The sequence below is a fragment of the Hymenobacter jeongseonensis genome (assembly GCF_015694725.1).
Lineage (GTDB): Bacteria > Bacteroidota > Bacteroidia > Cytophagales > Hymenobacteraceae > Hymenobacter > Hymenobacter jeongseonensis.
In genome coordinates, this window is the sequence record NZ_JADQDQ010000001.1 from 153,241 (window position 1) to 166,870 (window position 13,630).

General features: G+C 59.5%; 9 protein-coding genes. 7 read left to right on the top strand and 2 right to left on the bottom strand.

Translation table 11 applies throughout. The features are described from left to right. Positions 1-43: 43 nt before the first annotated feature. On the bottom strand, positions 44-3,079 hold the full coding sequence (locus tag I2I05_RS00655) for an AsmA family protein (RefSeq protein WP_196280288.1): 3,036 nt from the start codon (positions 3,077-3,079) through the stop codon (positions 44-46). A 545-nt stretch (positions 3,080-3,624) separates the two neighbouring features. Here I2I05_RS00655 and I2I05_RS00660 point away from each other — a divergent pair. The 3 genes from I2I05_RS00660 to I2I05_RS00670 all read left to right on the top strand — a co-directional run bounded on the left by I2I05_RS00660 (position 3,625) and on the right by I2I05_RS00670 (position 7,274). Further along, complete coding sequence (locus I2I05_RS00660; RefSeq protein ID WP_196280289.1) at positions 3,625-4,794, top strand: OmpA family protein; 1,170 nt, start codon at positions 3,625-3,627, stop codon at positions 4,792-4,794. 92 nt (positions 4,795-4,886) lie between these two features. After that, positions 4,887-5,933: a PorP/SprF family type IX secretion system membrane protein gene (locus I2I05_RS00665; protein ID WP_196280290.1), complete on the top strand. Its 1,047-nt coding sequence runs from the start codon at positions 4,887-4,889 to the stop codon at positions 5,931-5,933. Positions 5,934-6,002: 69 nt separating this feature from the next. Continuing rightward, the gene (locus tag I2I05_RS00670) at positions 6,003-7,274 is read left to right on the top strand and encodes an SUMF1/EgtB/PvdO family nonheme iron enzyme (protein ID WP_196280291.1); all 1,272 of its coding nucleotides are present in this window, start codon (positions 6,003-6,005) and stop codon (positions 7,272-7,274) included. 72 nt (positions 7,275-7,346) lie between these two features. On the opposite strand, the gene I2I05_RS00675 is transcribed toward I2I05_RS00670, so the two are convergent. Further along, positions 7,347-8,048: a ComF family protein gene (locus I2I05_RS00675; protein ID WP_196280292.1), complete on the bottom strand. Its 702-nt coding sequence runs from the start codon at positions 8,046-8,048 to the stop codon at positions 7,347-7,349. A 208-nt stretch (positions 8,049-8,256) separates the two neighbouring features. Between I2I05_RS00675 and I2I05_RS00680 the strand changes: the two genes are divergently transcribed. The 4 genes from I2I05_RS00680 (at position 8,257) to I2I05_RS00695 (ending at position 13,550) form a co-directional block, all read left to right on the top strand. Then, a complete protein-coding gene (locus tag I2I05_RS00680; protein ID WP_092671126.1) occupies positions 8,257-8,637 on the top strand; it encodes a carboxymuconolactone decarboxylase family protein in 381 nt (126 codons plus the stop codon). Then, on the top strand, positions 8,634-9,017 hold the full coding sequence (locus I2I05_RS00685; protein ID WP_196280293.1) for a hypothetical protein: 384 nt from the start codon (positions 8,634-8,636) through the stop codon (positions 9,015-9,017). Before I2I05_RS00680 ends, I2I05_RS00685 begins: the two co-directional genes overlap by 4 nt. Before the next feature lie 128 nt (positions 9,018-9,145). Continuing rightward, entirely contained in the window at positions 9,146-9,913 is a 768-nt protein-coding gene (locus I2I05_RS00690; RefSeq protein ID WP_196280294.1) for an exodeoxyribonuclease III, read from the top strand. A 127-nt stretch (positions 9,914-10,040) separates the two neighbouring features. Then, a complete protein-coding gene (locus I2I05_RS00695; protein ID WP_230688061.1) occupies positions 10,041-13,550 on the top strand; it encodes a DUF4175 family protein in 3,510 nt (1,169 codons plus the stop codon). Positions 13,551-13,630: the final 80 nt, after the last annotated feature.

Consider the following 13,630-nt stretch of genomic DNA (forward strand, 5'->3'; position numbering starts at 1 on the left):
GCAATAATACTGCCAACCTTATTAACGCCATGTTCCAATTGTATTATTTCGTGGAATCTGCGGGCGTGGGCTCAACCGGCTTAGGCTTGGCTTTGGGCTTCCCAAAGAGGCTATTCAGGCCTTGACCAACCTGGTTGCGCAGGCGCGCCTGGGCTTCCAAACGGGCTTTTTCGGCCACGGTACGGGCCTTTTCTTCCGCGGTTTGGTCGGCGGCGGCTTCGGTTCGGGTGGTGCTGTCGCGCTGGGCCTGCTTCTTCTGGGCGAGGCCCAGAAGCGCATCGGTCAGTTTGGTTTTTACCACGTTCGTGACAATGGCTTTGCCTTGGTCTTTCACGCTGCCGCTGGTCAGTTTCACCACGGGGCTGGTCATGGTGCCGCCAATGTTCAGGCCTAGCGTTACGCGCTCAGTGCCCTGAATGTCCTTCACGCCGGTGAGCTGCGTGAGCTTGCTCGACAGGGCGCTGCCCAGCTTGCCGGTGGGCACGTTCAGGGCAGTGACGTAGGCCAGGGCCCCCGACAAACTGTTCGAGCCGCCAAAGGTCATTTTCACGTCGCCGACAGTCAGGTCGAAGGGCTGCACCACCAGGTTGCCGTTCACGATGTTAGCCTGAATGGCCTTGTTCACCACCACCAGCGTTTTCAGCTCGGGCAGCGTGGTTAGGCTGGCAATTTTGCTCATCACTTCCGACTGGTTGATGGCGGCCTTCACCACGTCCACCACTCCTTTGCCCGTGAGCGTGGCCAGGTTGGGCAGCATGTCGGCCCCCATTTCGCCGCTCACGCTGAAGTTGGTGCCGAACACCCCTTCCACCTGCGCCGCCAGCGGCACCAGCCGCTTAATGGTGGTGAACGCCGAAAAAGCATTCTGGATGTCGAGGTTCTTGATGTTCAGCCCAAAGTCGAATTTGGGATGCGCCAGGTTTTTGCTGCTGTAGCTGCCCGTGGTGCCGAAGGTGCCACCCAGAGTATTAAAGGTCATGTTGTTGAGCTTGGCCATTTCGTCGCGCACCGTCACGGTGCCCGCCACATTGCTGAGCTTGAGGTTGTCATACGTCACGTTATCCACGCGGCTGTTCAGTACCAGGTCAAAGTATTTGGGGATTTGCAGCACGCCTTCGGCTTTGGCCGGGGCTTTGCCGCCGGTGGCCGTGGGCTTGGCCGACACCTCGTCCACCATCCACTCGTTCACATTGAAATTGCGCGAGTTCACGTTCATGGTGCCCTTCAGCGACTGTCCTGGCGTGAAGAGGTAGCCCATGTAGTTGCTCACCGTGCCCGAGGCCGCAAAATCGGAGCTGCCGGCCATGCCGGTCAGGCTTTGCAGGTTAATCTGGTTGTTGTTGAACGTGGCCGTGCCGCTGCTGATTTTCACGCCCTGCGGCAGGTCTTTGCTCTTGTAGGTCACGTTATTGGCTTTTACCGTGCCGCTGGCCACCACGTTCTGGTAGCGGCCGGCTTCCACGTCGGCCATGTTGCCCTTGGCCGCAATGTTGCCGGCCACGCGGCCGGTCACGGTCATGCCTTCGAGGGGGAAAATCTTGGTGATTTTCGTCAAGTCCACCGTGCCGCGCACGTTGGCATCGAACACCGGCTTGTCGATGTTGCGGGCCGTGAGTCGGCCTTCCAGCGGCTCGCCTTCCAGCACCATCCGGAACTGCGGCAGATTAATTTGGGTGTCGTTGACCTTGCCCGTGGTGTTCACCACCGTGCCGTTGAGGTTGATGTTCTCAATCGGGGCCGGGAACTGCGCCGACTTTACAAAGCCGTTGGTGAGGCGAATGGCGGCGTTGACCACCGGCATCTGCGTCTTGGAATAAATGCCCTTCGCCGTGCCATCCACGAACAGTTGCCCGCGCATGGCCAAATCCTTCACCGGGTACACTTTCAGGGCCTCGGCCAGGTTCACGTTGGCTTTCACGCGGCCATCCACGCGCATCGGCTCCAGGCCGTCGATGGCGATGTTGCCGTCCACGGGGTTGGGGCCCAGGTCGAGGTGAAACTGCGGAATGTTCACCTTCACGTTGTTGGTGTAGCCCGAGGGATTATCCACCTGCATTTTCAGGTTGATGTTTTTGGCCGCCTGAGGCAAGTCCGGGTATTTGAACTGCCCATTGGTCACGGCCAGGTTCACGCCGTAGCCGGGCATTTTCACCTCGTTCTGCGTGCCCTTGTAGTAGCCATCGAAGGCCACTTTGCCGCTGGTTTCGATGTTCTTAAACTTCTCCGTGTACACGCCCGGCACCAGACTCAGCAAGGTTTTAAAATCCGTTTCCAGCGCCTTGAACGTGAGGTCGTAGGTAATATCCGTCTCATTGGGCAGCCCGATGGCCCCGGCAAAGCTGAACGGGAAGTCGTTGAGCTTTATTTGGTTGTCTTTGAACGTGTAGAGGCTCTTGTTCAGGTCCATGTTCATGGTCACGTCGGCGTCGAGTTGCTTGTTGCTCACGTAGGCCACGCCGTCGTAGGTCATGTCGAGGTCGGCGGCGGTGGTCTGCGAGGTCATGTCGAACACGTTGCTTTCGAAGTCCCCGCTGCCGGAGTGGTTCACGCCGCTGGCCTGCATGGCAAAGGGCAGGGTCAGGTCTTCGTAGCGCAGGCGGCCGTCGGTCATTTTCCAGCCCTTGATGGCGAGGTGCACTTGGCTGGTGTCCTGCCCTTTGGCCGCGGCGGCGGAGTCCGAAATCATAACGTCCCAGTTGGCCAAGCCGCTCTTCAGCACCCGCAGGCTCAGGTCGGGCCGCTCCAGCTCAATGGTTTTAATGTCTATCTCGCCGCCGCGCACCACGCTCATCACGTCGAGGCCCACTTGCAGGTTGGGCAGGTAGGCCAGCGTGTCGCGGCTGAACGAGTCGAGGCCAATCACGCGCAATTCCCGGATGTTCACGGTCATGTCCGGGAACGAGCGGAGCAGGCTCACGTCAATATTGGCGGGGTCGTACTGCACCGTGGCACGCACGCGCTGGGCAATCTGCTTGTCGGCCAAGGCCCGCAGCTTGTCTTTAAACAGCACCGGCGCCAGGGCCAGGGCCGCTACCAGCACCACCAAAAATATACCGATACCCAACAGGATTTTCCGCATAGCAGGGGACAATTAGTTATTCCAAACAAAGGTAGAACCCACGAACTACCGCTTTTTTTCAGTAGCGAGGACAAAATCGAGCCAAACGTTGCGTTCGCAAAATCGCCACGTCCGGCGGAAGCCATCCGCCACTCATTTGCTCTTTCTCCACGCACTTCGGCATAAATGCAATATTACCCGGTTGCGTTCATGCCTCCGAATACGCTCACGGCACGGACTTTCCAGAACGCATTTCTGCTGAAAAAGGCTCATTAGGCCGGTTATGCATAAAAATATGGCTCGGCTTATTCTAATAAAATAGCAAATCACTCAATTAGATAAGTGATATATTATTGCTAAATTTTCATACTCGTATTTTTCCATTATATTTGTTCGCCTTGATTGGTTTCTTATAAAGCCTTGATATAGCCGGGTGCTTTACCAAGAGCTACAACCAAGAAATACCTGCTGCATTGCCGGTGCTTAAACAGCAACTGGCCAAACATTTAATCCCTAAGTTGATTTAGCCTCCCTAATAGGGTTCGTTTCTAGTTTTCCTATCTTTCATGAAGCTCTTCTCTACCTTTCTGGCCCTTGGGCTGGCGCTGACTTCTTTTGCTGGCCAAGCGCAGGACACTGCCCTGAGCCTGATGGGCAATGTGCAGTCCGACGACCAAAAATCGTTGGCCGGAGCCGCGGTCACGGTTATTCATCTGCCTTCGGGCACGCGCTACGCGGCGGCGGCCAACGAAGCCGGCCGGTTTTCGATTGCCAATCTGCAGGCGGGTGGCCCCTACCTGATGCGGGTGGGCGGCGGCGGCTACCGCCCCCAAACCGTAGAAAGCATCTTTTTGGAAAAAGGAAAAACCGCTACGTTCACCATCACCCTAAGCAAGCTCGAAACCGAAACAACCGGCAAAACGCGTTCCGGCCGCCACGCGACTACGGCTGTTCATTCCGAAGCATTGGCGGCGGAAAGCGTGGTTGGCGGCCCGGTTTTGATTACCACTTCAAGCAATTCGTACGGAACGGCGAAGGCTCCGCCGCAATCCATTGTCGCCTCCATCGCCGCGGCAGCGCCCGTGATTTCGGCCCCGAAGGCGGCGAGCCCGGGAGCCAGTGGCCCTAATCTCACGGCCAAGGCGGCCCGCCCGGCCCGCTACCGCCGCGGCGCCAACGACAAGCCCGAGCCAACCAAAGGCGCCGCTCCGCTTGTCGGGGGCCACTTCGATGCTGCCAGCGGCAACTACATCTACGAGACTGGCTCGCCCATCTCGCTCAAGCTACCGTCCGGCGCAGTAATCAAAGAAGTTGGGGATAAGTCCACCGAGAGCAACCTATACCGGTTTCTTACTAACCCCAAAGCACAAATCGATACCGTCGACCTCACCCACGGCTGGTACAATTTCGACCGGGTATTTTTTCATGCCGGCAAGGCCACGCTCACGGCAGAATCCCTCAACCAGCTGAAGAACGTGGCGGCCATTCTGCGCGCCTTCCCGCAATCCCGCATCAAGCTGGGTGGCTACACCGACAGCACCGGAACTTCCAAGGTAAACCGGCAACTCAGCGAGGCCCGGGCCCGCATGGCCTGGTCCAGCCTCGTGGACATGGGCATCAGCCCCGGCCGCATCGACGCCCGAGGCTACGGCCCCCGCTACGCCATTGCGCCCAATACCACCGAAGAAGGCCGGGCCATGAACCGCCGCCTGAGCCTGAAAGTGCTGCAGAAGTAAGCGACTGGTTGCCCTAGCCGCGGGGTATCAGGCCGTACCTTCGCAGGGCCGGCCGTACTAAACGGCAGGTTGGCGGCGTTTTCCCGGTCCCTATGCCCGTGCTCTATCCCTCGTTGCTTGCCGGCCGACGGCTTGCCCTGGCGGCAGGGCTGCTGCTCGGCACCGTGGCCGGAGCGCGGGGGCAGGACGTGTTTTTCTCGCAGCCCTTTGCCACGCGCCTCCACACCAACCCTGCCTTCACGGGGCTGGTCGACGACTACAGCGTCACGCTGAGCTACCGCAACCAGTTTCCGCGCTTGGCCGGGGCTTTCGTCAGCACCCAGGCCGCCGCCGACCTGCGCCTCGACCGGCCGGGCCAGCACCACGCCCTGGGCCTGCTGCTCAACCAGGACCGGAGCGGAGCAGTGGGCTACACCCGCCTGGAAGTGGGCGCCCTCTACGCCTACCATACCCGCCTGAACGAGAAATTGGCCCTCAGCGGCGGCCTGCGGGCCAGCTACGGCCGCCAGCGCGTCGGATATGATAATTTCGTGTTTGGCGACCAGATTCTGGAAGATGGCACCGTGGTGGGCCCTTCGGCAGAGTTGCTGGATTTTCAGCCCGTTAACTACCTCAGCCTGGGTACCGGTGCCGTGCTCTATACCGAGCAAGGCTGGCTCAGCCTGGCCGGCCAGCACCTCAACCAGCCCAGCCTGGGATTTCAGCGGCAAAGCCAGTTGCCGCTGCAGTTGAGCTTATCGGGCGGCTATAAATTCTTTATCGTGAAGCCCGCCACTGGAGTGGCCACCCAGGAAGTGAGCTTCACGCCGGTGGGGGCCTATTCCCGGCAGGGCGGTTCGCAGCGCACCGAAACGGGGATGTACTTCACGGCGTCGCCCGTGACGCTGGGGGCGGTTTACCGCAATATTTTTTCACCCAGCGACGTTGGGTCTCAGCACATCCTGGCCGCGGTGGCGGGCATCCGAGCGGGAGGCCTGCGCCTGGGCTACAGCTACGACGTGGGGGTGAGCCGCCTGAGCGCCGACTTGGGGGGCGCCCACGAAATAACGCTGGCCCTGTATGCATTTGACCGCCTGGAAAATGCCTATCGCCGCCTAAAAAGGCGCGTTTACCCAGTGGCCCCTTGTCCGGCATTCTAATTTTTTGTACTATTGTGTCCTAATTGCCCTTGCTAACCCCTCCTCCCTCATAGTCATTTTAACTTTGTTATGAACTTTCCAAATTATTTACGCTTGGCCGTAGTGGGCCTTGTGACCTTAGCCAGCTGTGGCAAAGGTGGGCCGCCCACTGCTTCGAAGCCAGGTAAATATTCCTCTACTACGGGCATTGAGTACAACACTGAGAAGGGGATGGCCGTGGCCAACTTCAAGTCGGTACCCGAAGGTCCGGGCCTTATTTTTATCGAAGGTGGCCGCACTGTCCTGGGCTCGCAGTCGGAAGACGTGACCATGACGCACGACAACATCGAGCGCACGGTGACCATCGCCTCGTTCTACATGGATGAAGCCGAGGTGGCCAACATTCACTGGTTGGAATACCTGCACTTCATCCGCACCGACTCGGCCGAAGAATTTTATCGGTCGGCGTTGCCCGACACTACGGTGTGGGCGCGCGACCTGTCGTTCAACGACCCCTACGTAACCTACTACCTGCGTTACCCTGGCTTCCGCTACTTCCCCGTGGTGGGCGTGAGCTGGCTGCAGGCCGATGACTATTGCACCTGGCGCACGGCGCAGGTGAACCAGCGCTTGGCTGGCGAAGGCAGCGACGGCGGTTCCAAGAAAAAGGGCGGCGGTTTGTTCGGTCGCAAAAAGAAAGCTGACGCGGCGGATGCCGGCGCCGAAGGCACGGCCAGCAACGGAGGTGATGCCAAGAACAATATCTCAATTGAAAACGGCAACGTGCTACCCAACTACCGCCTCCCCACCGAGGCCGAGTGGGAATATGCCGCCCAAGCCCTCGTTGGTACGCAGGAGGTTGGCAATGAAAACCAGGAGGAGAAGCGCATTTACCCGTGGGATGGCAAAACTACCCGCAACGCCTACGGCCGGAAGCAGGGCCAGTTCCTGGCGAACTTCAAGCGGGGCCGCGGCGACTACGCCGGCATCGCCGGTAGCCTGAACGACGGCGCCATGATTACCGAGTACATCTACTCGTACCCCCCCAACGACTACGGCCTCTACAACATGGCCGGCAACGTGAACGAGTGGGTGCAGGACGTGTACCGTCCCCTCTCGTACCAGGACGTGGAAGACTTGAACCCCTTCCGTCGCAACGGCGTAGCCGACCCGGCTGACAAATACGACAAGAAAAACTACCAGTCGCTGATTGACGACCACGTGCGCGTGTACAAAGGTGGTTCGTGGCGCGACGTAGCCTATTGGCTCTCGCCCGGCACCCGTCGCTTCATGGCCGAGGATTCGGCAACGGCAACCATTGGTTTCCGTTGCGCAATGATTAACGCAGGCTCGAACAAATAATCGGGCTACCATAAAAAGGGCCGTTCCTAACCAGGAGCGGCCCTTTTTTTATGCCTTGCGTTTTCCACCGCTTTAGCGGTCAGCGCAGGCGATGGTAGCGATGCTGACTTCGGCGGCCCCCGCCGCCAGCAGCACGGCGCCGCAAGCTTCCAGGGTAGCGCCCGTGGTTAGCACGTCATCGACGATGAGAATGCGGCGGCCGATAATCGAGGTGGGGTTTTCTACTTCAAATACCGTGGCCACGTTTTCCCAGCGCTGGGCGCGGTTCTTTTTGGTTTGGGTATTGGTGTTGGTGGTGCGGCGGAGCGCAGTGGCGCTGGCGGGCACTTTCAGCCCTTCGGCCAGGCCCGTAGCGAAGGCAGCAGCCTGGTTGTAGCCGCGCTTGGCCAGCTTTTTCGGGTGCAGCGGCACGGGCACAATCAGGTCGAAATCGGCGGCGAGGCCTGCATTGTGTAATTCGGCGCCGTAGAGCTGGCCCAGTGCAGTGCCTACGTCGCGCTGGCCTTGGTACTTGAGCTCGTGGAGCAGGTTTTGGACGCGGCCGTGGCGCACAAACCGCAGATAGCTCAGCGCATGGCGGATGGGCAGCTTGCCCCAAAACCGCCTACCCAGCGGGTTTTGCTCGGGTGGCAGCAGGTGGAAATCGGTGTAAGGCAATTCGGCCCGGCAGCCGGTGCAGAGGTGGTTTTCGCCCGTCACCAGCGGCTCGCGGCAGGCCAGGCACAGGCGCGGGAAAATCAGCCCAATGAAATCGGCGGCCAGGGAGCGGAGCATGAAGGGTAGAAGCGAGGTTTTGGAGAGTAATTTTGGAGGAGCAATGTAGCCCGTTCTCGTGCATTGTGCTTCATCACAACGGTCCTGCTGAGCGCCGCCGAAGTATCTCGCCCGCTTCGTTGTTATCAAATTGATTACTGCTACACGCGAGGTGCTTCGGCGGCGCTCAGCAGGACCGTTCATCTTAACCCGCCCATCCAAATAACCAATGTCCCAAGTAACCGAATTCAACGAGTACCGCCAGCGGATGAACGAAACCATCATGGCGGCCGATAACAAGGTCATCAAGCGTTTTTTTAACCTCGACACCAATACCTATGCGCCCGGCGCCATCGACGTAAAAACCAAGGAAATGCTGGGCCTAGCCTGCTCCATGGTGCTGCGCTGCGACGACTGCATCAAGTACCATCTCGGCAAATGCTTTGAGGAAAAGCTCACCGACGAGGAGATTTACGAGGTGTTTGCCATTGCCAACATCATCGGCGGCAGCATTGTGATTCCGCACTTCCGCCGCGCGGTGGAATACTGGGAAATCCTAAAGACAGAGGCCGTAGCACCGGCGCCACCCCACGCCGAGCACGCGGTATGAGCGAGGACCTGACGCTCGCCGAACACCACGAATCCGAAGCCGACTTTGAGGCGCGCTGGGAAACGCTGATGCAGGAAATGGAAGCGCGCTTCGGCAAGCGGCCCGACCTGAACGCGCTGCTGCTGCTCATCGGCATTCAGGAGCTGAACCAAGGCATCACCACGTTCACCAAAGAGCAAAAGCAGGATTTGATGCACATCGCCACCTGCCGGCTTTTCAGCCTCAGCGGCCACTACGAGTTGGAGCGCGTGGACGAGGACGGCTGGCCGCACTACAAGCTGCTGCGGCCCGTGCCCTTCGCCAATCTGAAGGAACAGGAGCGCATGCTGAAGTGGCACGTGCTGGAGTACTTCATGCTGGACCCGGGAGACGACCTTTAAGTTAATAGCACGTCATGCAGAGCGCAGCGAAGCATCTCGCGTGCCGCCGCTAATTCAGTTGACCGGATTACTTAAAGCACGCGAGATGCTTCGCTGCGCTCTGCATGACGTTTCGATATTGTGAATCAATGAAAATCATTTCTTACAACGTCAACGGCTTACGCTCGGCCCTGAGCAAGGGCCTGCTGGACTGGGTGGCCGAAGCGGCGCCCGACGTGCTGTGCCTGCAGGAAATCAAGGCCGGGCGCGAGCCCATGGACGTTTCCGGGTTTGAAGCGTTGGGCTACTGCGCCTACCTGCATCCGGCCCAAAAACCCGGGTACAGCGGCGTGGCCACGTTCACGAAAGTAGAGCCCACGGCCGTGGTGCACGGCTGTGGCCAGAGCTGCTACGACGACGAAGGGCGCGTGCTGCGCCTGGATTTCGAGCATGTATCAGTCCTGAACACCTACATGCCCTCGGGCACGAGCGGGCCGGAGCGGCAGGCGTTTAAGGTGGAGTGGCTGCACTTTTTTCGGGACTACGTGGCCGGGCTAAAGGCGGGCAGCACGCCGCCGCTGCTCATTGGCGGCGACTTCAATTGCTGCCAAACGGCCATTGACCTGCACAACCCCAAGGCCAACCAAAACAGCCCCGGCTACACGCCCGAGGAGCGGCAGTGGTTCAAGGATTTCCTGGCCGATGGCTTCGTGGATACCTTCCGGCACCACCACGGCGAAGCGGTGGGCCACTATTCCTGGTGGAGCTACCGGGCCGGCTCGCGCCAGCGCAACGTGGGCTGGCGCCTCGACCATTGGCTGGCCGATGGCACCCTGCAACCCCGCCTGACCGGGGCGGGTCTGTTACCGGACGTGGTGCATTCGGACCACTGCCCGGCCTGGGTGGAGGTAATGTAGCGCGGACTTTTAGTCCGCGAGCAAGCCGCTTTGCGAAGGACTACTACTCGCGGACTAAAAGTCCGCGCTACATCCTCCGAACCAAGCGCCCCGTCTTGATGTATCTTTCCTGACTAAGACCTCACTTATGGAGATGACGATGGAGGGCGGAGCTTCAGGGGCTCAATACCCGGCCCTGGCGCGAGTACGGACGGAGCTGGAAGCTTTTAAACGCAAGTTTTACCTGAACCTGCTGGTGCGCGGCCTGCTGGTGGCGTGCGGCCTGTTGCTCACCTTTTTCGTGGTGTTCAACGGCCTCGAGTACTTCCTCTACCTGCCCACGGCGGTGCGGGCGGGGTTGCTGTTCGGGTTTCTGGCGCTGGTGGCCTACAGCTTCGTGCGCTGGATTTGGACGCCGCTGGCGGCCCTCACCAACCTGCGCCGGCTGCTCAGCGACGAGCAAGCCGCCCGCAGGGTAGGGGAGTTGTTTCCCGAAGTGCAGGACCGCCTGCTGAACGCGCTGCAGCTGCAGGGCCAGGCCCGCGACAACGCACTGATTGCGGCCAGCCTGGAGCAACGCGCCGCCCAAATGGGCACTATCTCCTTTGCGCAGGGCATCAATATCAAGCAGCAAAGCCGGCCGCTGTGGAAGTACGCGGCCGTGCCGGTAGTGGTGCTGCTGGCGCTGTTGGCTTTTTACCCCAGCTTTTTGGTGCAGGGCACGGAGCGCATCTGGCACTACAAGCGGGCATATTCGCCGCCGGCACCGTTTCAATTTGTGATTAAAAATCCGAAGCTGACAGCGTTTCGGGGCGAGGATTTTACGTTGGACGTGGGCGTGGCCGGAGAGGCCCTGCCGGCCGATGTCAGCATTGCCTTTGACGAGAGCGAGCGGCGCCTGAGCAAGGTGGCCGGGCGGGGCGACCAGTTTCGCTACACGTTTGAGCAACCGCAGGAAAACGTGACGTTCCAGTTGAAGGGGGCCGGCTTTAACTCGCCGGAGTACCAACTCACGGTGCTGGAACGGCCCAATCTGCGCGATTTCAAAGTAAATGTTACCTACCCGGCTTATACCGGAAAGGCGGCCGAAACCATTGAGAATGGCGGCAACCTGACGGTTCCCGAAGGCAGCACGGTGCGCTGGGAATTCGCGACAGCGGCTACCGATGAACTGGCCTTGGTATTCCAAAACCCGGATGAGACCTTGGCGGCCAGTGGCAACGGAGAAACTTTCGTGGCCACGCGGCGCATCCTGCGGTCGCAGCCCTACTTGCTACGGTTGAAAAACCCCGTTAGCCTGAACCGGGACCCGATTTCTTACCAGCTCACGGCCGTGCCGGACCTGGTGCCGACACTCACGCTCGAAGCCTTTCCGGATACGGTGACGCGGCGCTACTTGGCGTTGGGAGGCACCGTGCGCGACGATTATGGCCTCACCCGCCTGGAGTTGCACTACCGTTTGCTGCGCGGCGGCAATGCCCGAGCGGCCGGCAACTACGCCTCGCGCCCGCTGACTTTGCCCAGCGAAAGCGCTGGCACGTACGCCTACACCTGGAACCTGAACCCGCTGAACCTGCAGCCCGGCGACCGGCTCGAGTACTACGTGGAGGCGTGGGACAACGACGGCGTGCACGGCCCGAAGTCGGCGCGCACCCGGCCGGCGGAGTTCCGCCTGCCGGGCCGCCGCGAAATGCGCGAGGAGTTGACCGCCCAGGCACAATCGGTGGCGAGTGAAATGAGCCAAGCTGCCAAGCAAAGCGAGAAGCTGGAGCGTGAGCTGGCCAAGGCCCAGGACAAGCTCAAAACCAAGCGCGACCTGAGCTTTCAGGACCGCAAGCAGCTGGAAAACATGCTCGACCAGAAGCAGCAATTGAACGAGCAGGTGGAGCAGATGCAGAAAATGTTCGACCAGCTTCAGCAAAAGCAGGACCAGCTCAACCCCAAAAGCGAGGAGATGGCCAAAAAGGCCGAGGAGCTGAAAAAGCTCATGAACGACTTGCTGGACCCCGAAACGAAGAAGCTCTACGACAAGCTGCAAAAGCTGCTGGAACAGCAAAAGCAGCCCGATGCCGAGATGCGGAAGCTCCTGCAGCAGCTCGAAAACAAAGAGGACACCCTGCAAAAGGAGTTGGACCGCGCTCTGGAAATGTTCAAGCAAATGCAGCTTGAGCAGAAGGTGGAGGAAACCGCCAACAAGCTGGAAGAACTTGCTAAGGACGAAGAGAAACTGGCCGACAAAACCCAGCAGAACGACAAGGAAAATCCCGACAACAAGCTCTCGAACCAGGAGCAAAAAGCCAAGCAGGAGCAACTGAAGCAAGAGCAGGCCGAAAACCAGAAGGAGTTTGAGGACCTGAAAAAGGAGCTTCAGGAATTGAAGCAGATGGACAAGCAATTGGGCGACCAGAACGGCATGGACGAGCAAAAGCCCGACCAGGAGCAGACCGACCAGGATATGCAGGAAAGCCAGCAGCAGCTCGGCAAAAACCAGAACCAGAAGGCCGCCGCCAAGCAGAAAAGCGCCGCTCAGCGCATGAAAAAGATGGCGCAGAAAATGCGCGACCAGATGAGCGAGGAAGAAAGCGACCAGGCCCAGGAGAACATCGACGACCTGCGCGACATCCTCGAAAATCTGCTCACGCTCAGCTTCGACCAGGAAAACCTGATGAAGGATTTCCGCAAGGTGGACCAGAGCGACCCACGCTTTGTGCAGCTGGGCCAAACCCAGCGCAAGCTGCGCGACGACGCCAAAATTGTGCAAGACTCCCTGTACGCCCTGGCCAAGAAGGAGCCCAAGATTCAGAGTTTTGTGACGCGGGAGGTGGGCGAGATGAACGGCCGCATGGAGGAGTCGCTCACCCACATTCAGCAGCGCGACCCCAGCCGGGCCACCGCCACCCAGCAGCAGGCCATGACCAGCATGAACAACCTAGCCCTGATGCTGCAAAGCTCCCTCAACCAGATGCAGCAGGAGGCCCAGGCCGGCAAAGGCCAGCCCCAGGACGGCCAGGGCAAGCCCGGCAAGAAAAAAGGCAAGGGCAAAGGGCAGGGCCAGGGCAGCAAACCCGGCCCCGGCCAGATGGGCAAGATGCAGCAACAGCTCAACGAGCAGATTCAGAAGCTGTCGCAGAGCGGCAAGTCGGGCCGGGAAATGTCGCAGGAGCTGGCCAAGCTGGCCGGCCAGCAGCAGATGCTGCGCCAGGCCATGCAGCAGCTCGATAAAATGCAGCAGAACGGCAAGCCCGGCGGCTCACAAGCGGGCGAAGGCAAAGACGGCAAAGAGGGCGGCAAGGAAGGAAAAGAAGGCGGCGCCGATGGCAAAGGGGAGCAGGGCGGCGGCGGCACCGGCGACATCAAAAAAATGATGGAGCAAACCGAAACCGACCTCGTCAATAAGCGCCTCACCGAGCAAACCATCATGCGCCAGCAGCAAATCCTCACCCGGCTGCTGGAAGTGGAGAAATCGGCCCGGGAGCGCGACCAAGACACCAAGCGCGAAGCCCAGGCCGCGCAAGTAAAAACCCCGGTTTTTCCGCCCGGTTTCGACAAATACAAGGCAAATAAAGAACGCCAAACTGAATTACTACGTAGTACACCCCCGAGCCTTACTCCGTATTACCAACGCGAAGTGGGGGAGTACTTTCAGAAGATTAAGTAGACGCTGCCTTGCTTGTCGCTCACTTCTTCGTTTTATCGTAAACCGATAAGCTGAAGTCTGCCGTACAATACACTATTTTT